15 protein-coding genes are annotated in these 22,176 nt (G+C 68.7%); 9 read left to right on the top strand and 6 right to left on the bottom strand.

Translation table 11 applies throughout. From position 1 onward, the window contains the following. Nucleotide 1 precedes the first annotated feature (1 nt). A complete protein-coding gene (locus O7619_RS24810) occupies nucleotides 2-559 on the bottom strand; it encodes a cysteine hydrolase (protein ID WP_282283713.1) in 558 nt (185 codons plus the stop codon). Further along, nucleotides 556-1,716, bottom strand: coding sequence for a helix-turn-helix transcriptional regulator (locus O7619_RS24805; RefSeq protein WP_282283712.1), 1,161 nt, complete (start codon nucleotides 1,714-1,716; stop codon nucleotides 556-558). The genes O7619_RS24810 and O7619_RS24805 overlap by 4 nt, the downstream gene beginning before the upstream one ends. A 274-nt stretch (nucleotides 1,717-1,990) precedes the next feature. Between O7619_RS24805 and O7619_RS24800 the strand changes: the two genes are divergently transcribed. Genes O7619_RS24800 through O7619_RS24785 form a run of 4 tightly spaced genes read left to right on the top strand, consistent with a single transcriptional unit; the run spans nucleotide 1,991 to nucleotide 4,526 of the window. Continuing rightward, nucleotides 1,991-2,344 carry a globin gene (locus O7619_RS24800; protein ID WP_282283711.1) on the top strand — a complete coding sequence of 118 codons (354 nt, stop codon included), beginning with the start codon at nucleotides 1,991-1,993 and terminating at the stop codon, nucleotides 2,342-2,344. After that, nucleotides 2,341-3,414 carry an oxidoreductase gene (locus tag O7619_RS24795; protein WP_282283710.1) on the top strand — a complete coding sequence of 358 codons (1,074 nt, stop codon included), beginning with the start codon at nucleotides 2,341-2,343 and terminating at the stop codon, nucleotides 3,412-3,414. Before O7619_RS24800 ends, O7619_RS24795 begins: the two co-directional genes overlap by 4 nt. 19 nt (nucleotides 3,415-3,433) lie before the next feature. Continuing rightward, on the top strand, nucleotides 3,434-3,952 hold the full coding sequence (locus O7619_RS24790; RefSeq protein ID WP_282283709.1) for a helix-turn-helix domain-containing protein: 519 nt from the start codon (nucleotides 3,434-3,436) through the stop codon (nucleotides 3,950-3,952). 10 nt (nucleotides 3,953-3,962) lie between these two features. Next, the gene (locus O7619_RS24785) at nucleotides 3,963-4,526 is read left to right on the top strand and encodes a PIN domain-containing protein (protein ID WP_282283708.1); all 564 of its coding nucleotides are present in this window, start codon (nucleotides 3,963-3,965) and stop codon (nucleotides 4,524-4,526) included. Between the two features lie 10 nt (nucleotides 4,527-4,536). Here O7619_RS24785 and O7619_RS24780 read toward each other — a convergent pair whose 3' ends face one another. Then, complete coding sequence (locus O7619_RS24780; protein ID WP_282283707.1) at nucleotides 4,537-5,361, bottom strand: exonuclease domain-containing protein; 825 nt, start codon at nucleotides 5,359-5,361, stop codon at nucleotides 4,537-4,539. A 360-nt stretch (nucleotides 5,362-5,721) separates the two neighbouring features. Here O7619_RS24780 and O7619_RS24775 point away from each other — a divergent pair, with 360 nt between their 5' ends. Beyond that, complete coding sequence (locus O7619_RS24775; protein WP_282283706.1) at nucleotides 5,722-9,711, top strand: DNA methyltransferase; 3,990 nt, start codon at nucleotides 5,722-5,724, stop codon at nucleotides 9,709-9,711. Nucleotides 9,712-9,715: 4 nt separating this feature from the next. On the opposite strand, the gene O7619_RS24770 is transcribed toward O7619_RS24775, so the two are convergent. Together O7619_RS24770 and O7619_RS24765 are read right to left on the bottom strand one after the other, a co-directional pair. Continuing rightward, a complete protein-coding gene (locus O7619_RS24770) occupies nucleotides 9,716-13,516 on the bottom strand; it encodes an AAA family ATPase (protein WP_282283705.1) in 3,801 nt (1,266 codons plus the stop codon). Between the two features lie 153 nt (nucleotides 13,517-13,669). Beyond that, nucleotides 13,670-14,347: a DUF429 domain-containing protein gene (locus O7619_RS24765; RefSeq protein WP_282283704.1), complete on the bottom strand. Its 678-nt coding sequence runs from the start codon at nucleotides 14,345-14,347 to the stop codon at nucleotides 13,670-13,672. Nucleotides 14,348-14,413: 66 nt separating this feature from the next. Between O7619_RS24765 and O7619_RS24760 the strand changes: the two genes are divergently transcribed. The 3 genes from O7619_RS24760 to O7619_RS24750 are packed head-to-tail and all read left to right on the top strand — an operon-like array spanning nucleotide 14,414 to nucleotide 19,445. Then, nucleotides 14,414-16,486: an AAA family ATPase gene (locus O7619_RS24760; RefSeq protein ID WP_282283703.1), complete on the top strand. Its 2,073-nt coding sequence runs from the start codon at nucleotides 14,414-14,416 to the stop codon at nucleotides 16,484-16,486. After that, nucleotides 16,483-17,676, top strand: a complete 1,194-nt coding sequence (locus O7619_RS24755) for a restriction endonuclease (RefSeq protein ID WP_282283702.1) — start codon at nucleotides 16,483-16,485, stop codon at nucleotides 17,674-17,676. The genes O7619_RS24760 and O7619_RS24755 overlap by 4 nt, the downstream gene beginning before the upstream one ends. A gap of 41 nt (nucleotides 17,677-17,717) precedes the next feature. After that, complete coding sequence (locus O7619_RS24750) at nucleotides 17,718-19,445, top strand: AIPR family protein (protein WP_282283701.1); 1,728 nt, start codon at nucleotides 17,718-17,720, stop codon at nucleotides 19,443-19,445. Between the two features lie 58 nt (nucleotides 19,446-19,503). Here the strand turns inward: O7619_RS24750 and O7619_RS24745 are convergent, their stop codons facing one another. Further along, nucleotides 19,504-21,621 (bottom strand): UvrD-helicase domain-containing protein, encoded by a 2,118-nt coding sequence (locus tag O7619_RS24745; protein ID WP_282283700.1) that lies wholly within the window; start codon nucleotides 21,619-21,621, stop codon nucleotides 19,504-19,506. Between the two features lie 193 nt (nucleotides 21,622-21,814). On the opposite strand from O7619_RS24745, the gene O7619_RS24740 reads away from it, so the two are divergent. Further along, nucleotides 21,815-22,165 carry a DUF2203 domain-containing protein gene (locus O7619_RS24740; RefSeq protein ID WP_282283699.1) on the top strand — a complete coding sequence of 117 codons (351 nt, stop codon included), beginning with the start codon at nucleotides 21,815-21,817 and terminating at the stop codon, nucleotides 22,163-22,165. The last annotated feature ends 11 nt before the right edge of the window (nucleotides 22,166-22,176 follow it).

The following is a 22,176-nucleotide window of genomic DNA, read 5'->3' as shown; positions in this document are numbered from 1 at the left end:
GTTATATTGATTTCTTATTTAGAAGGTGCCTTGTTGCTTCCTCGGTGGTAAGGAGTTGGTGTGCGCCAATGAATCGCCTGGTTACTAGTAAGCCGGCGTCGTGGGCGGGTTGGCCGCCGTGGCTAGCCGAGGCGTCTGTAACGAGCCATGGGGTGAGATTGCGCTCGAATGCGTCCACTGCCGATTTTAGGACGCAGCTTTCTGTGGCCACGCCACAGAATACGAGGTCAGTCCAACCTTCCCGGGCGGTAAGGTCCATGCCCTCATCGTTGAAGTACGAGTAAATGCGTTTGTCGACCACGGCTCGTGCCCGAACAGCGTGTGGTTGTAGTTCGGGCACGATCTCCGTCTCTGGGGCGTGCTGCACCTTCGACCAGTGGATCAGCCTTTCGAATGGGCTTCCCGGGTAGTTGTGGTAGCGGGTGAAGACGACCGGCTGGCCCGTGGCTTCCCACCGCTCGACCAGTTCCACCACCTTGGGGATGACGTGCCGGCTCTGGTCGTTGATGAAGCCGTTCTGCATGTCGATGACGATCAACGCCGCCCGCGTGCTGCTCATGCGTTGACTCTGCCAGTCATCGTCTCGGCCTCGCGAAGCGCCGCCTGGGCCTGTGCCAGGCGTTCCGGCAGGCCGCTTGTCGTCACTGCTGCCTGACGCATCAAGCAGTGCTGTGCCGTCTCCTGCGCTCGCGCCGTCGTGAGCCGCGAGTGGGCAGCTCTCAGGAAGCGCCAGCCGAACCGCTGTGGCATCACGGGGTCGCGACCCTCCTCCACTGCCTGTTGGATGTGCCGGCAGTAGGCCCAGAGCATCTGCACGTCGATCTCCAGCGAGAGCAGTTCATCAGCGGTGAGGGCCCGTTCCGGCGAGAGTGCGTGGTAGGCCAACCCCGACCAGGCTGCGAAGCCGACGGAAACGCCAGGGATTCCGAAGGGCTCGGCGGGGAGTTGGTCGAATCCCTCAGCCAACAATCCCCGCTCTACCTGCTCCGGGACGGGTTGTGGTCGAGGCCTCGCGTGGCGGTCGACCAGAACGGACGGCAGGCTCAACAGCCGGACGGCGTTGTCCAGGTCCTCGGGGCGGCAACCCGGCTCGTGTAGGACGTACGTCGACATCACGTATTCCGGTACCGCCGATCGACTGTCAGGCTGATTCGACAGTAGCCGTTCGACCTGGTGGGCCGCCCACGGTAGGTCTTTTTCGTAACTGGCGTATCGCCAAGCCGCGAGTTCAGCCAGGTTGCTGGGGGTGAGTTCCTGTTCCAGGTGGAACACCAGGACGCCACAGGCGAAGACGTGAACCGTGCACTGACCGTTGGGATGCGCCACCTTCGTCGCCGACACCTTCAGCCACTCGTGTGGGCGTCGTTTCACCTGCGGCAACCCGGTCACGTTGTTTGCTGCCGAGGCCCCGATGTACGCCGGGATGAACTTGTGGGATTGGACGCGGTAGCCCGCAGCAGCAGCGGAAGCGGGAGCCGAACTCCCACCCGTGGCATTGCTGAACCGGATCATCGCCTCGTCGCTGGCTCTGCGCAGGGCGGTGTCGAGTGCGGCCTGCATCTCGGGTCGGGGCTGTACGGCTTCCCGGCCGGCCTCCCACTTGGACACCGTGCGCTCGCTGACGCCGAGGTGCTCGGCGAAGTCGCGGATGCTCATCCGCAGGGCGTGCCGCAGCGCCCGGGTTTCCCGGCCGGTCCACTTCTGCACAGTCGTCATCCATCCGCCCCCGATCGCTTCGAGGCCGTCCGCCCAACAGCTCAGCGGCTCGACTTCAGAACTGGTACAGCGTAGGTGCAGAGCGTAGTCGTTCCGAAGGAGTGCCCTTCTGGCCAGGGTGGACGCATGGCCCGGGGCGGGTGCTGGGTTCCGGCGGGGCGTTGCCCCCAGCGCGTTCGCCGTCCCCGCCCGCCCCGGTGCCGGTCCACTTCGCGATCTCGACGGAAGGGCGTGCCATGGCGGCGGTGCTGGACGATGTCACCTGGATCCGGGCGTGAGCGGGCTCGGGCCGTACCCCATCGAGGCGCTCGGGTCGGCGGGGGTGCGCGACGCGGTGGCCCGGTGGCTGCGGCTGGTGGCGGCGGACGCCGAGTTGGCGCCGTACCTCATCGGGGTTGATCGGGCCCGGCTCGCCGGGCACCTGGCGCTGACCCTCACGGTGGCGCTCGGCGGGCCGGCGGGCGATGTCGCGCGGCCGGCGGTCGGGGCCTGGCGCGGCCTGGGCCTAACCGAGGAGCAGCACCGCCGCGTGGTCGACTATCTGGGCGGGGTGCTGTGGGCGCTCGACGTGCCGGTCGTCGCGGTGGACGCGGCCCGGCGGGCCTTCGCGGACGAGGCCGGCGCGTGACCGCCGCCCTGGCCGCGTCGTGGTCCATCGTGCTGCGCGACGCCGACGCGACGGCCGACGACTTCTGGCGCGCGGTCGAACAGCGCTGCCCGGGGCGGCTGCCGCAGCGGGAGACGGCCGTGTTCCTCGCCGCGCTGGGGCGGCTGGCCGCCGGCGGCGACGACGCGGCCGGGCGGGCGGCGCTGCTGGCCGTGCTCGGCCCTGCCTACCGCCGCTTCCGCCTGCTGCCGCACCTGGCTGCTGTTCAGACCGCGCTCACCGCCACCGTCGTCCGGCACGTGCCCTGGGCGCCGGAGCTGGCGGCGGCGTGGGCGGATGCCGCCCGGCGGGCGTCGGCGGCGGTGACCCGGGCCGCCGCGCGGGCCGGCGATGGCCCGGCCTGGCAGCCGGCCCAGGTCGTCGACCACCAGCGGGACGCCGAGGGCATCGCCAGCCTGACCGTACGCCCCGAGCGGCGCGTGCCGGCGCGGGCGGGCGAGGCGGTGCCGGTCTGCACGCAGCGGTGGCCCGGCCGGTGGCGCTGGTATTCGCCGGCCAACGCCCCACGCCCGGACGGCACGATCGAACTGCACGTCCGGGCGGTCGCGGCCGTCTCCCGGGCCCTGGTCCATGCGGTACGCCCCGGCGACCGGCTCTGGCTCGGTCCGCCGCGTGACGTCGGGCTGTGTCTCGACCCCGCGTCGCGGGCGGACCTGCTGCTGGTGGCCGGGGGCACCGGGCTTGCGCCGCTGCGCGCCCTGGTCGAACAGGTGGCCGCGGCACCGGCCGGGCGGCGGGTGACCATGGTCGTGGGAGCCCGCGCCTTCGCCGACCTCTACGACGCGATCAGCCTCGACAAGCTCCAGTGCGCGCACGACTGGCTGACCCTGGTGCCGGCGTTCTCGCACGATCCGCTCGCCGAGTCGGGGGAGCGGGGCGACGCGCTCACCGTGGCGCTCCACCATCACCGGCCCGGCCAGGAGGTCTATCTGTGCGGGCCGCCGCCGATGGTGGCCGGGTCGCGGCTGCGGCTGCTCACCGCCGGGGTGCCGGCCGAGCGCATCCACCTGCCGACCGACCCTGTCGCCTGACCCTATCGTTTTTTTCGTTTTGGCGGGTATCGTGGTGGCGGGATCGACGACGTCGGAGGATCTTGTGACGGTGGTACCCGCAGGCGGATCGGCGCCCGACGGTGATGAGCTGCGGCGTTTCGCCCGGCGGTCGCTCCGAGGGCGGCGGCTGCAACTGATCGTCGACGGCGGAGAACCGGTCGATGTGCCGCCTGTGGTGGGCGAGGCCCTCGCCGAAGTCGTGTCGATCCTCGGTCGGGGGCGGCCGGTGCGGGTGATGGCGGAGAACGTCGAGCTGTCGACCGGGGAAGCCGCCGCGATCCTGGGCGTGACCCGCCCGACGGTGGTCAAGCTGATGAACGACGGCGTTCTGCCCTACACCCGCCCCAACTCCAGCCGCCGGGTTGCGTTGCACGACGTGCTGACCTACAAGGAGCGTCGGTCGAGAGCGCGCCGTGAGGCGCTGGACGAGTTGACCGCGGATGCGATCGACATGGGCGTCTACGACGAAGCGATTCGGCGTGGCCGCCAGCCGTCGGACGACCACCCGGACGAGTGACCGCCCACTGATGATCGTCGCCGTGCTGGACGCCTGCGTCCTCGTACCCAGCGTCCTCGCCGACACCCTGCTGCGCTGTGCCGAGCAGGACCTGTACCGCCCGCTCTGGACTCGGGCGATCCTCGACGAGGTCCGGCGGAACCTGCCGCCGTCGGTGCTCGGTGCCAAGGCCGAACGCCGGGTCGAGGTCATGCGAGAACACTTCCCGACCGCGATGGTTTCAGGCTATGAGCACCTCATCGCCGAAATGACCAATGATCGCAAGGATCGCCACGTGCTCGCCGCCGCCGTCGCCGCCGATGCCGAGGTGATCGTCACCGCCAACCTCCGTGACTTCCCGGACCACGCGCTCGCGCCGTACGCCATCGAGGCGCTGCACCCGGACGACTTCCTCTGCCTGCTGCTCGACGATGACCCGGAACGGATCACGGGCATTGTCGTGCAGCAGGCAGAGGCCACCGGCAGAGGCGGACGGCCGAAGCTCAGTGTGGACGACATCCTGAGCGGACTCGCCGGATGCCGAGCGAGCCGGTTCGCGCACCGGGTCTCTCTTCAACTGGCCGAAGATCGTTAGAAGTGGTGGCCTATCGGCGTCGCTCAGTTTCCAGCGGCCATTCCAGGCTGACCGCCTCGTCGTGGCCCTGCCAGTCGAAGTAATCCTGAAGCTTCCGCTTCTGCGCCGCGTACCAGGAGATCTGCGCTCGGTGGAGGTCGTCGGGCAGCGTCCGGGCGATGCGTTCGTGCCGGGCCGCGATCGACACCGCCACGTCGACGGCGGCGCGGGCGTCGGCCGCGGCGTCGTGGGCGGAGCCGAGGTCCACCTCGTAGTACCGGCACAGGTCGCCGAGTTGCCGACCGCCGTATCGGTGAGGTTCGACCTCCTGGTGAAGGATCGAGGGGTCGATGATGACGGCACGGCCCCAGTCCAGCGACGGAAGGGCGTGCCGGGCCAGCTCGGAGTGCAACGTCGTGACGTCGTAGTGGGCGCAGAAGGCGACGAGCGGCGTCCCGTCCGCGATTACCTTCTCGATGGCCGTTCCCAGCTCGGCCAGCGCTTCCCGGGGCGGCCTCCCGGCACTGCGGACCATCTCGTCGGTGATCCCATGGATCTCGGTGGTGCGCGACGGGATCGGCACGCCCGGGTTGATGAGCCACCGCGTCGTCGTGCCATCGGAGTACGTGAGCGCGGCGGAGACGATGCGGGCGTCCATCGGCTCGTCGCTGGTGGTCTCGACGTCGAAGCCCACCACCGGCAAGTCGTGCCAGCCGCGGTGGGTGCCTCGCGGCGGTGCCACTAGGCAGTGATCGTGGTAGGTGGTCCAGCCGGTTTCGAGTCTGATCGCCTGTCCGGCGCCCGCCTCCACCCGCCGTCGGCACGTGCCACAACTACCGGGGAACTTGTTGATCACGATCGGGACTCCTGGTTCGGTCATGCGGATACACCGACACGTGCGTACGTCGGGGGAATGGGCGGCGGAGGGCCGCGCGCCCCAAGATCCTGGATCACTGGTCGTGCTGCCGGCACCCGTCAGCCGGGCCCTCCTGCGACCTATGTGGACTGTTGGTTGCGCCCCTCGTCGGTCCCGTCTGGCGGGCCGTCCCGTGCCGGCAGCGACGCGGGCATCCCCGGTGACGGCAAGGCGACAGACGGTCGCCCCTCTCGGGCTTGTAGGCACGGAGGTAGATCTATAGGCTCGGCTCGACACCTGGAGTGATCAGTTCGTTGCTTGGTGTCAGCTCTGGGTTCTGCCGACCTGGGGAGGGCGGAGGTGGCGCTGTCGTATCCCGCCGTGCAGGTGGTCGGGGGCCTGTTGCCCGGCGGCGTCGTCCAGCGGATCGGCGAGGGCGATCCCGATGTCCCCGGCATCGACCCGGCCTCCTACGAGCTGGCCGCCAGCGAATCGGTGCGGCGGCTGGCCAACGCCAAATACCTCTATCTGCGCGACACCTACCTTGACTTCCGCAAGCGGCGGGCACGGCCCTCGGCGTCCCTGGCACGCCTGACTCGGGATGAGTGGCTCGGCCCGTTGCTGCGCGAGTTGCACTACGGCGACTACGAACCGCTGGCCGGCGGGATCCCCGTCGACGAACGATCGTTCCCGGTCAGCCACTGGTGGCGGCGCACCGTGCCGATGCACCTGCTGCCGTGGCACGCCGACCTCGATCGACGGACCGGTCGGGCCGGCGGGCCGGCGGGCGCGGCACCGCACGCCATGGTTCAGCAACTGTTGAACCAGAGCGACCGGCACCTGTGGGCGGTGCTGACCAACGGTCAGCGGCTGCGCCTGTTGCGCGACTCGACCAGCCTCATCGGTTCGTCGTACCTTGAGTTCGACCTTGAGTCGATCTTCGAAGGCGAGTTGTTTCCCGACTTCGTGCTGCTCTTCCGCATGGCGCACGCCAGCCGGCTGAAGGTCCGCGACGAGGAGGTCGGGCCGCCGTCGTGCCTGCTGGAGCAGTGGCGGGCATACGGCGCGAAGCAGGGCGAGCGGGCCCTTACCCGGCTGCGCGGCGGAGTCGAGGCAGCGCTGGAACACCTCGGCACCGGCTTCCTCGACCATCCGGCCAACCAGCACCTCCGCGACGTCATCGGCACTGAACTGTCGCTGGTCGACTTCAAGCGCTCGCTGCTCCGGCTGGTCTACAAGGTGCTCTTCTGGATGGTCGTCGAGGACCGCGACCTGCTGCTCGACCCATCGGCCGACCAAGCCGCGAGCCGGCGCTACGACACCTATCTGTCGTCGCGGCGACTGCGCCGGCTCGCAATGGCCCGCCGCTACTCCCGCCACGGCGACCTGTGGCAGAGCCTCAAGCTCGTGTTCCGCATCCTCGGCTCGGAGACCGGCTCCCGCACCGTCGGCCTGCCCGGCATCGGCGGGATCTTCGAGCACAGCGTCCTGGACGATCCGCTCTGCGGCGCGGAGCTGACCAATGCCGCGCTGCTGCAGGCGGTCGAGGCGCTGAGCGTGCTGGCGAAGCGCCGCGGCGGCCGGCACCTCGTCGACTTCCGGCACCTCGGCGCCGAGGAACTGGGCAGCGTCTACGAGGCCCTCCTCGAACTGCACCCCCACTGGGACCCGACCCGGAGGCGGTTCCACTTCTCTCGGCTCAACGGCAACGACCGTAAGCGCAGCGGCAGCTACTACACCCCGGCCGCCCTGGTCGACAGTCTGCTCGACACCACGCTGGAGCCGCTGCTCGATAAGGCCTGCGACAAACCGACCCGGGCCGAGCGGGAGGCGGCCTTGCTCGCCATCACCGTCTGCGACCCGGCCGTCGGGTCCGGGCACTTCCTCATCGCCGCCGCACGGCGGCTCGCCAAGCGGCTGGCGGCCGAACGGACCGACGAGCCGGAACCCAGCGTCGACGCCGTCCGGATCGCGCTGCGCACCGTCGTCAGCCGGTGTTGCTACGGGGTCGACCTGAACGAGATGGCGGCGGAACTGGCCAAGGTGTCGCTCTGGCTGGAGGCGTTCGAACCCGGCAAGCCGCTGGGCTACCTCGACGCCAACATCCGGGTCGGCAACTCCCTCCTCGGCGCGACGCCGGCGATGCTACGTGGCGGCGTCCCGGACTCGGCCTTCGTCGCCCTCGACGGCGACGACCGTGCGGTGGTCAACGCGCTCCGGAAACAGAACGCCGCCGAGCGGCGCGGCGAACGTCTCCTCGGCGATGCCGGTGGCGTCAACCTCGACCTCGCGGAGGAGGCACGGGCGATCGCCCACCTGGCGCCCTGCGAGTCGCTGGCCGACGTGCACGTCCAGGCCAAACGCGCCGAGTCGCTGGACGAGGAACGCGCGCACAAGCGGCTGCTCGCCGATGCCTGGTGCGCGGCGTTCGTCGGGCCGAAGACCGAGCGCACCCGCCCGTACGCGATCACCGAGGGAATGCGGGAACGTCTCGCCGAGGGAGATCAGGGCGACGTGGTCGACGCGGCCCGCCAGATCGTCCGCACGATGAGCCGGCAGTACCGCTTCTTCCACTGGCACATCGAGTTCCCGCACATCTTCCCCGTCCCAGCAGACGGTGTCGGCGTCGACCCGGCGACCGGTTGGACCGGCGGGTTCTCCTGCGTCCTCACCAACCCGCCCTGGGAGAAGATCGAACTCAAGCAGGAGGAGTTCTTCGCCAGCCGCGACCAGGACATCGCCGGGGCGCGGCACGCCGCCGCCCGCCGGGAACTCGTCCGAGCCCTGCGGACGACCGGGCAGGACCTCTACGGCGAGCTGCTTACGGCTCAGCGCGAGGTGAGCGGGGTGAGTCATCTGGTCCGCGCCTCGGGGAGGTACCCGCTCACCGGTGCCGGGCGGCTCAACACGTACGCCGTGTTCGCGGAAGCCGCGCGGACCGTCGCCGCGCCGAACAGCATGCTCGGGCTGATCCTGCCCACGGGGATCGCGACCGACGCGACCACCCAGGCTTTCTTCAGGGACGTGGTGAGCGGCGGGAGCCTCGTGTCGCTCCACGACTTCGAGAACGAGGAGAGACTGTTCGCGGGAGTGGACCATCGGGTCCGCTTCGCGCTACTGACGCTGGCCGGCACCGAGCGACGATGTTCAGAGATCTCTCTCGCCTTCCGGGCCCGGCAGGTCGCGGACGTCGCGTCCCGGGCCTACCGGCTGACGCCGGGCGAGATCGGCCTGCTCAACCCCAACACCGGGACCTGCCCGGTCTTCCTGTCCCGCCGGGATGCCGAGATCACCCTCGGCATCTACCGTCGCGTGCCGGTGCTCTGGCGAGAGGACGACCCGGACGGCAATCCGTGGCGGCTCTGGCTGCGTCAGGGCCTGTTCAACATGGCCACCGACGCGGGCCTGTTCCACACGCTCGACCAGCTCATCCAGGAAGGGTGGCGACTCGACCGCAACATCTTCCACCGCGGCGGCCAGCGGATGCTGCCCCTGTACGAGGCGAAGATGGTGCACCACTTCGACCACCGGCTCGGCACGTACGAGGGCGCCACCGAAGCCCAGCTCAACGTCGGCACGTTGCCCAGGCTCGGCGACGACGCGCACCGCTACCCGGCGGCGACCGCACTACCGCGTTACTGGGTCACTGAGCAGGAGGTGGCGGACCGGCTCGGGCAGCGGTGGTCCAGCGGCTGGCTGCTCGGCTGGCGGGACATCTGCCGCAGCACCGACGAGCGCACACTCATCTCGACAGTAATCAGTCGGGCCGCGGTCGGCGACAAGTTCCTGCTCGCTCTGCCCGCGGCGCATCCGGCGTGCCTACAGGGCAACCTGAGCTCCCTCTGCCTCGACTACGTGGTGCGGCAGAAGTTCGCCGGCACCTCCCTGAAGTACTACGTGTTCAAACAGCTGCCGGTGTTGCCACCGGAGAGCTACGAACGACCGGTGCCCTGGGATCCTGCCGCCCCGGACCTGGCGGCGTGGATCACCGCCCGGGTGCTGGAGCTGACCTACACCGCCGACGACCTCACGCCGTACGCCCGCGACCTGGGCGACGACGGACCACCATTCGTCTGGGACCCGCAGCGGCGGGAGCTGATCCGCGCGGAGTTGGACGCGGCCTACTTCCAGCTCTACGGCCTCGCCCGCGACGAGGTCGACCACGTTTTCGACACCTTCACCGTGTTCCGGCAGCGGGAGGAGCGGGCGCACGGCGAGTACCGGATGAAGCGCCTGGTGCTCGATGCGTACGACGCCATGACCCGCAGCGTTCGGTCGGGCCAGCCCTGCCCGCCCCCGCTCGCTCCCGCCCCCGGACAGGGACGGCGTCATTCGGCCGGTGCCGCCTGACGTGTCACTCGCGGTGCCGGGCCGCGCCCGGTGCCGCCTTCTTGGCCGCCCGCTTGGACGAGACGCGCGGGCCGGTCGGGCCCGCGCCCAGCACGGACCGGGCCAGCTCGGTCCAGGCGGGCACGTCTACGCCCTCCTGATCGTCGGTGCAGAGCAGCGTGCCGGCGGGGCCGCCGCCCTCCTCGTGGGGCAGGACGCCCTGCTTGCGGTACCAGTCGAGTTTCCGCCCCCAGGCCGCCCGGTACTGCGGGTTGTCGATCATGCCGAGGTGCTCCCAGTAGACCGCCCGCCCGCCCGAGGTCGGGACGGTGAAGTCGGGGAAGCGTCTGATCCCGTCGGCCTCGAGCGGCTTCTCGTACTCCCAGCCACTCGGCACCAGGTCCTCCAGGATGCCGGCGATGATCACCTCGTTCTTGCTGCGCACGAGCACGCCGTTGGGCGCGACGTGGATGAGGTTGGTGTCGAGCACCCCCGCCGCCCTGCCGTCGGGCAACAGCACCGCTCGCGGCGCGGGAGCGAAGAAGAGGTCGGTAAGCCGTCGCGCCGTCTCCGACCCGGTGGAGCGGGTCAGCTCGAACAGTTCGTCGATGGGCCGTTCGTGGAGCAGGACGACCTTGTCCTTCTGCCGGGTGAGCGCCGTGTAGAGCAGTTCCCGGGACAGGCGACGGGACGACCCGGGTAGCAGGACGAAGACCGTGCCGAACTCGGAGCCCTGCGCCTTGTGCACGGTGATCGCCCAGGCGAGCTCGAGTGCGGGATTCTCCTCCGAATCCCCCGAGTAGCCGTACGTGTGGCCGGTCTGCGAGGAGAACTCGACGTTCGTGAAACGTGGGGGTGCCCCCTTCGGGCGACCCACCTGGCCGACGACCACGCCGATCTCGCCGTTGGCGACGTAGTGCAGCGCGTCGGGACCCGCCGGCCAGGCCTTCTTGCGTTGATTGAGATTGTTGAGCACCTTGTCGCCCAGCACGATCTGCTCCGCGCCGATCGGTGCCGGCACCTTGCGCTCGTACGGCGGGCGTAGCGCGTCCCTGAGCGCCTTGCCGCGGTGCTTGCGCTTGAGGCGCCGGTTCACCTCGATGGTGCCCCACGGGTTCGTCCGGGTGGGGGAGAGGATCTGCCACTCCTCGGAACGTTCCCCGGCGCCCTTGTCCCCGGTCGGGAAGTTGACCCAGGGGCCGTTCTCCCGGCCGCCGTAGGAGAGCTCGAACGTCGCCGACGCCTTCGGCCCGGTGATGTCGAGTTCGGCGGCCAGCGCATCGTCGATGGCCTGCTCTGGGCGGGCCGTCCCCCACGGGCGGGCCGCCAGGGTCGCCATCTCGGTGCCCTGCCGCAGTCGCTGCCAGACCTCCTCGAAGCCGTCCGGGATCTCGTCGCCGGCGAACCATCCGGCGAGCATGAGATCATCGCGGACCTGGCCGGACTGGCGGCGCAGCACGGTGAGCTCCGCGTAGCCGGAGGCGACTCGCGGGTAGGCCGGAACCTCCGCTTCGCGGACGATCCGGTTGATGAGGTCGACGAACGGCCGGCCCGCCCCGATCGGGGGCAGTTGGCGCGGATCACCGACGAGAATGAGCCGGTCGGGCGCATGCAGCGCGTCGAGGAGAGCCCCGATCTGCTCCTCCGTCAACATGGACGACTCGTCGACGATCACGGTGCCGAAGCGAGGTGCTTTGGGTCGGTCGCCGTCGATGACGTACCTGCCGGTGTCCCCGTCGTAGCGTCCATATCTGCCGAGGAATTGCGCGAGGGTTTGCGCCGGCAACTGCACCTTCTTGGTGAGCTGCACCCGGGCCTTGCCGGTGGGAGCCAGGAGCAGGACCCCGGCGCCGTGCACCGCCGGATGGTTGGCCAGGGCCCTGATCAGGGTCGTCTTACCGGTGCCGGCCCGGCCGTTGAGGACCGTCAGGGGCGCGCGGAACAACTCGTCGAGGGCCGCGGCCTTCTCCGCACGGGCCCGTCGCTCGGCCTCCGCGTCTTCGGCGTCGCTCGTCGAGAACGCCGGAAGCGCCTCGTCCAGGATCGCCCGTACGTCGTCTGGAGCATCGTGCCGCGGTCTGGCCAGTTGGGTGTCGACGACCTGCCGGATGACCCGGCTCGTCGTCTCCAGGCGCGTCAGTTTGAACGCCGGTGTGCCATCGGCCAGTACCGTCCCGCACACCGGCGGCCAGTATGGCGACTCCTCGTCGTAGCTGAGCATCGAGGGGTGCAGGCCGTGCGCCCGCAGCACCTGTTCGGTGAGGGGACACGGCTCGACCAGCGGACGCTCCCGCACGGCGGCGAGCATCCGGTCGAGCGGCACCACCGTGTCGCCGTTCGCGGCCGCCTCCTCACAGACGGCGGTCAGCAGTGCCTGCACCCGGCGTTCGTCGGCCGAGTCGACCATCGCCGACGGCTCGTCGAGGGGAAACGCGGCGCGTACCGACGCCTCGGGGAAGCAGCCGCGGTCGATGACGTCGAAGGCGACCTCGGCCAGCCCGCCCAGCAGACAGGTGTACGCGTGATACGGATCCTCCAGCAACTCCGTGTGGTCGAGTGCGATCTCGGTCTCGCCGGCCATCAGCGTGGCGGTCTGTTCGACGGTGAGGTTGAACCGCGACAGCAGCTTGAGGAAACGGCGTTCGTCGGCGTCCAGGTCGCGCCAGACCTTTCGCGGCGTGCCGCTCAGCTTCTTCGCCAGCTCCGGGCTCAGCTTGGCAGGCTCGTCCATGGCCTGATCGAGGAAGTCCCAGGGGTCGACGCCCTCCGGGGTCAGCCGGGAGATCGCCCGAGCCGCCACCGGGCCGTGCGGCACCGAGAGGGCCTCCAGCACCGCGCCGAGGCCGGGGGCAGGGCCACGCATCGTCCAGAGTTCGGCGATCCGCTCCGAGAGCCAGTCCATCGAGGCCCGCGACACCTCCAGGCCCAGTTCACCGCAGCGCTCGGCCGCGCGGTAGAGCCGTTCCAGCGCGGCGATGGCAGTGTCGTCGGAGACATGCTCGGTGACGTACATGAACTCACGACCGCCGTACTCCGGCGCCCATGCGAGAGCGTCTCCGAGGTCGTCTGGATCGAGTTCGAGGGCGGCCAGTTCGGCCATCGGGAGGAGGACGCCGTCGACACCGTCGGGCCGCAGTGAATGCCGTACGTTCGTCTCCCACATGTGATTGGGGAACGGCGCCTGCCCGGTGGTCCGCCACGCATCCGGAAGGTCGATGTCAGTGATCCGGGCCGCGCCGACCAGGAGTGACCGCCCCCCACTCGTGCCGGCGGCGGTGAACGGCGAGTGCTTCAGATAGAAGAAGACGAGGCCACCGGGCTGGACGTCGGCAAAGAAACGGGTGATCAACGAGCGCTGGTTGTCGCCGTGGATGACCCACTGCGGAGTGAACCGCAACGTCTTGTCGACGACCTCCTCAAGCTCCTCGTGGTAGTCGACGTCGACGGTCCGCAGCACCGTCGGCACGTTCTTGCGGTGCAGCCAGAAGTACGGCGTCGCATGCACCCCGTACGCGGGGACCAACACGGGCGTCGGCTGAAGCACCCCCTTGAGGGGCGGCGAGAAGCGGTACGGGTGTTCCTTCGTGAGCTGATAGCTGTGCGGGCTCATGAACGAGGCCCGCTCGCCGATGCACGGGAGGCGGTTGGGGTTGACCAGCTCGATCGGCTTGCCCGCGTGGGCTGCCTCGTACTCGTCTTCCCGGCGTTCACCGATGTTCTTGAGCAGGATGCACGAGGAGTTGTCCGAGGGACGTCGGCAGACGGTGCCGGCCCAGCCACTGTCGTGCCACGGGACTCGTACCGAGAGGTGCAGGCCAGCACTCATCGCAAAGGAACCTCCGAGAAGACCCGCCGATCGCGGCTGACGGGCCTGAGCGAGCACCTTGTATATCGCACGCCAGAGGCAAGAACATGTCCCATTTGGACGGTGCGTAGGCAGTCGAGCCGTTTGGGAGGTGAAAGATATCCGACAGGAGCGTCAGCACCAGATGGCGATGGCGTCGCCGGCCGCTGATGCCTCCGGCGGGTCCGGGTAACTGACCGCGCGGCCCGTCGCGATGCGGTGAGCGCTCCATGCGGCGGCAGCGGCGTCCAACACGTCGTCCGGGCCGGCTCGCCCCGCCGGCCCCAGCTCTGCCGGGACCTTGATGCCGGCCTTGAGGAGTAGGTCGCACCGCTGCATCTGGCCCTGCCAGGTCTTCTTCGAGGCCAGAGGACGGCCGGCGCCGATCCCTCGGAAGGACAGCTCAGGATGCACCTCGTAGACGCGGTCCCGGTCGCGGCAGGCGTTGGCTTCCCACAACTTCCGACGCAGCGCCCATGCCTGCCGACTGAAGCCCTGTCCCGTGATCGCACGGCAGCGCTTCACCGCCGACTCGTACTCCGCCTCCAGCAATACCGGTCGCGGCGGCACCCGGAAGACGGTGCTTCGCGCCGCGCCAAGGGTGCCGGCCGCGACGATGTCGGCCTGACGCCACCCGTCGTCGACCAGTCCCAGCGGCATGTCCAGGCCTACCACCGCTATGTCGTCCCGCGCTCTCAGCAGCGTGGACAGGGCGGGCGCGATGTGAGCCGCCGCGAAGACTCCGTCGCGCAGCTCGATTGCCACCCATCCACCCTTGCAGGCGTCCACCCCGAACACGCGTAGCTCGCTCACGTCACCGACCGTAGGCTGTCGTGACCACCGACCGCCACCGTCGAAGGGCCAGCGGGGATGTCAGAAGTGATCCGGAATGCTCTGCTGGTGCGCACCTGTCTGGAGGTGCTGCGCGACAGCGGCGAACGGATGAACGGTCGGGAGGTGCTCGACCAGGTCGCCACCCGGCTCGACCTGACGGACGCGGAGCGAAGGCCGTACAAGAATGGCGTCGCGGCTTGGAATGTGGCGGCCAGGTTCCATACCGGGGACGCCGCGACGCTCGGATGGCTGGTGAAGCGGGACGGCTCGTGGTGGATCACCGAGGCGGGCCGGAGGGCTCTCGACACCTATCCGGGCACCGACGACCTCTACGCCGAGATCGGTCGCCGCTACCGCGAGGTGTCGCGGAGCCGAAAACTGGCCCGCAAGAAGTACGAGAGCAGACTCCGTACCCTCGCTGGCGCGATCGAACTCGTCCCGCCCGGCTCCTGGACCGCGCACGATGACCTCGCAGACCTCGTCGACGGCTCGGCCGACGACATCGCCCACCTGCTCGCCGAGACGTACGTCGAGAACTCGCACCGGGTTCTCCAGGCCGACGGCCAGGTGCCTTTGGCGATGCACCAACACGTCAAGCACCGGGGGAATGACATTCGCGCCCAGTTGACGCAGGAGGGGGTCGAATTCGAAGGGCGGTACGCCAACGCGGAGCAACGGATCACCGCCGACTTCCTACGGGAGCGGATGACGGAGGCCGAGGCGGCCGGGCCGGAGACCGTGGCCCGCAGGGCCTGGTTGGTGCGCGGCTCGAACGTCGACGGTATGGACCTCGTACCGGACTGGTTGGCGCAGGGCTGGGTTTCGCTGGCGGCGTCGCAGCTACCGGAGTTGGACGACGAGGTGGACTCCCAGCGCCTCCAGCAGGTCGTCGAGGAGGAGTACCGGCACAAGAGCTACTCGGTACGCGAAAAGCTTCTCGGCTACTTCAGTGCTTTCCTGCGTAAGATGCGGCCCGGTGACTACCTGCTGACGATGCACCGGGGCGAGGTCTATCTCGGGCATGTCGACGGCTCCGCCTTCTTCGTGGAGTCGCCCGACCGGCGCTCCAACCTGCGCCGCCCGGCCCGGTGGCTCAACGTGGGATCACCCCGCGATCTCACCGACCTGACCGGGCCGCTACCCACCCTGACGCAGAGCCAGGACGACCTGATCGACCTCACCGACGCCCTCGATGCGCTGGACCGGCTCTTCGCCGACCTGGTGCCCGAGCAGCCGGTGGTCGAACCGGCCCCGGAGGCACGATTGGCCGACGTGACCCCGCAGCTTGCCGACAAGGTGCTCAGCGACATGGGGTGGCTGACCGACCTGCGGGACCTGCTCGCCGAGCGCCACCAGGTGATCCTCTACGGACCGCCGGGGACGGGGAAGACGTACCTTGCCAGGAACCTGGCAGTCGGGCTGACCGAGCCGCACGCGGTGGAGCTGATCCAGTTCCATCCCTCCTACACCTACGAGGACTTCTTCGAGGGCTTCCGGCCGGTCAGCGCCGACGACGGGACACTGCGCTTCAAACTCACCTCCGGTCCGCTGCGCCAGCTCGCCGACGACGCCCGGGAGAATCCCTCCATCGCGTACATCCTGGTCATCGACGAGATCAACCGGGGCAACCTGGCGAAGGTATTCGGCGAGCTGTACTTCCTGCTGGAGTATCGCGACCAGGGCATCCGACTGCAGTATTCAACCGGGAAGTTCACCCTTCCACCGAACCTCTACCTCATCGGCACCATGAACACCGCAGACCGGTCCATCGCCCTGGTCGACGCGGCGATGCGACGCCGATTCGCCTTCGTCGAGCTGCATCCGACGAAGCCCCCGGTCGCCGGCCTGCTGCGCCGCTGGCTGGACCGGGAGAATCTGGATTCGGACGCGCCGGACCTGCTTGACGCGCTCAACAGCCGGCTCGACGACGCCGACTACGCGATCGGCCCGTCGCACTTCATGCGGAAGTCGGTGCACACCAGGCCCGACGGACTGGACCGCGTGTGGCGCCACGACATCCTGCCGCTGCTCGTCGAGCACCACTACGCCGACGACATCGACGTCGAGCAGCGGTACGGGCTCGACGCTCTGCGTGAGTCACTGCCACCGTTGCCGTGACCGTCATCCACCTCCGCGAGGCCGGCCCGGCCGTACCAGTGCGCCTCGACGTCGACGCGGCACGTCGGTTGGCGGCGGCCGGAGTCGTCGACGTGCGGCCCGGACCGGCTGCCGGCGTGTGGGCCGTGCGCGCCGGCAGGAAGGTCGGCGCGGCCCGGATCGGTGGGATAGAGCTGCACATCGAGCCCAAGGTGCCGATCGCGCGGCTGCTGTTCCTCGCCGGGTATGCCCGCAACCCGACGGGCTGGCGCGACGAGACCGTACCGCTGACCGAACACGCGGGGTTGGTGCCAGCGCTGGCGGCGGCCCTGTGGCGGCAGACCGACCGCGCGCTGCGCGAGGGTCTCCTGCAGGGTTACCGCACGGTCGACGCGACCTCGTCGATACTTCGCGGTCGCCTCCGCGAGACCGCCCAACTGGGCCGGCGGGCGGGCCTGCCCCTGCCGCTGGAGATCCGCCACGACGAATACACGGTCGATATCCCGGAGAGCCGGATCCTCGCCACCGCCGTCGACCGGATGCTGCGCGTGCCCGGGATCGACGCGGCGTCGCGGCGGATGCTTCGACACCTCGCGGCGCGGCTGGCCGGCATCACCCGGCTGCGGCCCGGGGAGCCGGCGCCACAGTGGCACCGGACGCGGCTCAACGAACGGCTCGTCACCGCACTTCGACTCGCCGAGCTGGTGCTCAGCGACGCCTCCGTCGAGGCGGGCCGCGGCAGCGTTCCGACCAACGCCCTTCTGCTCGACATGTGGCGGGTGTACGAGAACTTCCTGTCGGTCGCGCTCCGTGCGGCGATCGAGTCGAGGCACGGCGGCACGGTCACCTTTCAGACGCGCCACCATCTGGACGATCGGTGCCGCCTGGAACTGCGGCCGGACCTCGTGTGGCGGCGGAGCCGGACCGAGGTGGGCGCGGTAGTGGACGCCAAGTACAAGGCCGACACGGCCCGTGAGGACGCCTACCAGATGCTCGCCTACTGCGTCGCCTACGGATTGAGTCGCGGGCATCTGGTCTACGCCTTCGGCGAGCACCCGCCGACGCGACACGTCGTGCGCAACGCCGGTATCGAGATCGTCTGCCACACGCTCGACCTGGGCGCCGACCCGCCGCAGCTTCTCGCCCACATCGAGAGCCTTGCGGACGAGGTCACGCGCGAGGATCCCTCCTGGACTGTCGCCCTCCGCTAGGGTGGCTTCACTCGACGAGATCAGGGCTTCCGGAGGTGTGTGTGGACTTCATCCTTGAGGGCTGGACCAGGCAGTTCCAGAAGGATCAGGAGCTGACCGCGCTCAGCGACGCCGAGGCGTTCGAGGCGTTCGCCGGGTTCTGCGTGTTGAGCAGCTACCACGAGGATGACTTCAACCCCGACCAGTTCCGGATGGGTGGCGGTGACGACCTCGGGATCGATGTCGCCGCCGTCATCGTCAACGGCGACCTGCTCGACGACGCCGACGAGGTCCGTGAGGCGGTCCAGAAATCCAAGCAGCTCGACGTTCGCTTCGTCGTCATCCAGGCCAAGCGCAGCGAGAAGTTCGAGACAAAGGTCTTCACGGACCTGGCGGACAACCTCGTGCAGGTCTTTCGACGGGAGCCCATGACCTACAAGCGGTCGGAGGACGTCGCCAACCTCCGCGCCTGTGTCGACGCGGTCTACGACAACGTCAGCAAACTGAACAAGGGCTTGCCGAAGCTGGCGGTCCATTACGTCACCACCGGCCGCCCGGGTGACGACCTGCTCGACGAGAAGCGGCATGCTGCGGCGGAGCGGTTGCGCGAACTCAACATGTTCGACGACGTGGAGGTCGTCGCGGTGGGTGCCGGGCAGCTGCGCGAGCTGTACAAAAAGGCGTCGGAAGCCGTCGGTGCGAGTTTCACGATGCCGAAGAAGCTCCCACTGCCCAAGATTCCCGGCGTGGAGCAGGCGTTCCTCGGCGTGCTGCCGGCGCGGAAGTTGGTGGAGAACATTCTCACCGACCCCAATGGTGGGATTCGCAAGGTTCTGTTCTATGAGAACGTCCGTGACTTCCAGGGTTACAACGTCGTCAACGAGGAGATTCGTCGTACCCTTCAGGATCCGGATCGCCGTGACCGCTTCGCGGTGCTCAACAACGGAATCACCATCGTGGCCCGGGAGCTGACCACCGCCGGTGAGGACGTCCACATCCGTGACTTCCAGATCGTCAATGGGTGTCAGACCTGTCATGTTCTGTTCGATCAACAGGAGAGCCTGTCAGACGGCGTGCACGTCAACATCCGGTTGATCCAGTCGAACGACGACGATGTCATCGGTGGCATCGTCGCTGCGACGAACCGGCAGACGGCGGTCACGGAAGACGATCTGGCGGCGCGCGAATCGTTCCACAAGAAGCTCGAAGACTACTTCGCCGCTCATACGGAGGCACACCGGCTGTACTACGAGCGGCGGTCCCGTCAGTACAGCGGCACCACCAGCGTCGAGCGCACCCGGGTCATCACCCGAGGGCAACTGACCAAGGCGTACGCGTCGATGGTTCTCGGCGAGCCGGCTGGCACGGGTCGCTACGCGCGGCTGAAGAGCAAGCACGAGAGCGCGCTCTTCCAGCCGAACCACGACCCACACGTCTACTACGCAAGCGCGGCGGCCTTCTATCGGCTCGAGTGGCTCTTTCGAAACAAGCGGGCGTTCTGGGGTTATCGCGCGGCTCGCTACCATCTGCTGGCCGGGCTCAAGGACCGTCTGGTAGGTACGGGACCCTGGCCCCAGAAAGCCGCCGGCAAGCATGCCTGCGACAAGATCCTCAAGGTGGTGTGGAACCCGCTGGAATCCGAGCACCACTTCGGCGAGGTGCTGTCCGTCGTCGTGGTGGCGCAGCAGGAAACCGAGGCCGAGCGGCCCGGCGCCTTGTTGAGCGATCTCGTACGCACCGAACGTTTCGCGGAGCGGGTGCGGCGCGGTGTGTCAGAACTTCCGTCGTAGGCATGCGCCCCGGTCGCCGCTCACCCTCCCGCGGAAGCAGACAGCGACGATCCGCAGATCACGACATGGGCAACAGCGCGCTGGGCTCGCCGACCCAACCGAGCCAGAGCCCGTCGCGCGCCCGGGTCATCGCCACGAATAGTTGCCGGCGCACGAGGGCGATCCGCTCCGCATGCGCGTCGGCATCCTCACCTCGGGCCGGACGCTCAGACAAGCCCTCTGGATCCAGGCGGGGGAGGAAGGCACGTTTGAACTCAAGGCCCTTGGCCCGTTGGTAGGTGCCGACCTTGACGAGAGTGGTGGGACTCCCCTCGTAGTCTTCCAACCGCTGCGCCGGGAAACCAAGTGAGTCGATGAAATCCGTGTAGTGCCTCGCGAGCGCACGGGTGGGAACGAGCACCGCGAGATCACCGATCCCGGTGCCCTCTTCGACGGCGGACTCGATCGCGGCTGCCAACGCCAGATCGTGGTCCTCGTGGCTCCTGTTGGCGGAGAAGACCGGGGGAGCGCCGGTGCGCGACACCTCGACCGCACGGAGCCCCGGCTCAGGTCGGTCGCCCCCGTCGTCGAACGGGTGGCCGTCCACGACTGCCTGCGCGACCTCGTACACCTGCCGCGTGTTCCGGTAGTTGTGGGTCAGGACATGAGAGCGACCACGCACCCGGATGCCCACCGAAGCCAGGTTGAAGCCACCCGGGTAGATCGACTGTTGTCCGTCACCCACCAGCAAAAGGCCGTTGGGTCGATCGCCCACCAGGGCGTAGATCAGGCGTAGCGCCGCGTCGGTCAGATCCTGGGCCTCGTCCACGATGACCGCGTCGTACTCGGACGGGGCATTCTTCGCCACCTCGTGGGCCCGCAGCAGCACATCCGTAAAGTCGGCCACACCACGCTGGGCCAGCTCATTCGCGTACTCGGTGGCCAGTCGCCACACATCCGCGCGAAGATCACTCGATAGCCGGGTCCCTCGTCCGTTGCGCTCCAGAGCGAGGTACGCGCCCAAGTCGGGCAGGGCCCGACCACGAATGACCCAGTCCACCTCCTCCCACAGGTAGGTGGTGCTGAACCCGCCCTTTCTCAGGACGCTGTTCGCGTCGACCACACGGTTGTACGCCGCCCGCCATCCCTTCTCGGCCTCTCGCGGATCAACCCGGATCGGCACCCCTTGCCGGCGGAGAAACTGCAACGCCCAACGGTGCACATTGGCGAACTCCACAGCGTCTCGCTCGACGGGCGCGAAGCGTGCAAAGATCTGTTGATATACCTCGGGTAGATTGCGAACATAGGTGGTCACCAACACCTTCCTGCCCAGCCGGGCGAGAGCCCTCGCTCGGTGCAGTGCTACAACGGTCTTCCCCGTCCCCGCTCCGCCGCGGATCCGCGCAGGCCCGCTGTACGAGCGGTCGACCAGATCCTGCTGCGCCGGGTCGAGGTAGACCATCCAGTCCTCGATTGGTCTGGCCAGCCAGTCCGCGAGGCGATCTGCGGGCACGGGCACGAATTCGGGGCTGGTCCGAGTGCTGCGCAACGCCTCGGAAAGACGGTCGTCCTCCGAAATGGTCGGCTGCCCCGCGAGCGCCGGCTCCTCCTCAAGCGCCGGGCTGGTCGGTTCGCCGTCCGGCCGGGCGTACATTGCGAGATTCATCGCCATCTGCCAGGCATCGTGTCGCATATGCCGGTCCAGCGAGATGAGGTCCGCATCCTCGTTGAGGTGCCGTAGCACCCGGATCTCGTGCGGAGCGAAGCCGAAGGCGGAGAGTTCCCCGTCGTTCCAGGCCATGAAAAGGCGGCCCTCCTCCGCCCGGCGCTTGGCGTAGGGCACGTCTCGTCCGGTCTCTGGGTCCTCGTCAATGACCCGTAGCACGTTCTGCGTGTCGTCGATTTCGAGGCGTAGTCGCTCTGCCCGGCGGTAGACGGCGTCGTGCTCGCCGAAGAGCAGCAGCACGATGACGTTTCCTACCCGTCGCCAGATCAGCCGATGTCCCTTGTTCGTGACGTACGACGTGAAGGTGTCGGGTTGGGCCTTACGGACGGCATGCGTCTGCAGCCGAGGATTGCCGAACGGCTTGACCGCGAGCTCGGTCAGCGCCTGCGAAAGCGCCGCCAGAACTTCAGGCCGGGACTGGTAGCGCTGAACGCAGTCGTTGAAGATCGGAGTGAATCGGTGGTCGAACATCCCGCGTGTCCACCTTCTCTTCCCGTGCCCTACTGGTCCGGCATAGCCCGTCGATCCTAGAACCGATCCGTCATCCTCCACCGTCCGATGATCATGTTCGACTCTGATCCGAGAGTCGCGCATCCGACCCTTACCGCGAGTGGCCGGGATTGACCCTGCGACAGGGGTGGAGTACGTGCCGCATACTGGCCGGGTGTTCACTCTCGCCCAGGCGCGACACCTGGTGGCCACCCTGCGCCCTCGTGTCGACGAGCTGATCCGGTGTCGGGCCGACCTCGCCGAGTTGCGGGTCGACCTGGCCGACCACGGCGCCAGCGCGCTCGGCGGACTCGCCGAGGTGAAGGCGCTGGAGGCCCGGATGCACGCCGTGGTGGAGGAGTTCCACCAGCACGACATCGAGGTCAAGGGCATCGCCCCGGTGCTGCTCGACTTCCCCGGTGAGCGGGACGGCCGGCCGGTGCTCTGGTGCTGGTTGGAGGGGGACACCGACGTCCGCTGGTACCACCGGGTCGAGTGCGGCTTCGCCGGCCGGCGGCCGATCTGAGCCGGCGCGGC

The sequence above is a fragment of the Micromonospora sp. WMMD998 genome (assembly GCF_029581235.1).
Classification (GTDB): Bacteria; Actinomycetota; Actinomycetes; order Mycobacteriales; family Micromonosporaceae; genus Micromonospora.
This window is presented reverse-complemented; position numbering and strand designations above follow the sequence as displayed.

What these genes read in the sequence shown, in the direction of transcription:
- O7619_RS24745 (WP_282283700.1), bottom strand. Translation starts at nt 21,621, where the DNA reads ATGTTCGACCACCGATTCACTCCGATCTTCAACGACTGCGTTCAGCGC.
- O7619_RS24810 (WP_282283713.1), bottom strand. Translation starts at nt 559, where the DNA reads ATGAGCAGCACGCGGGCGGCGTTGATCGTCATCGACATGCAGAACGGC.
- O7619_RS24785 (WP_282283708.1), top strand. Translation starts at nt 3,963, where the DNA reads ATGATCGTCGCCGTGCTGGACGCCTGCGTCCTCGTACCCAGCGTCCTC.
- O7619_RS24805 (WP_282283712.1), bottom strand. Translation starts at nt 1,716, where the DNA reads ATGACGACTGTGCAGAAGTGGACCGGCCGGGAAACCCGGGCGCTGCGG.
- O7619_RS24770 (WP_282283705.1), bottom strand. Translation starts at nt 13,516, where the DNA reads ATGAGTGCTGGCCTGCACCTCTCGGTACGAGTCCCGTGGCACGACAGT.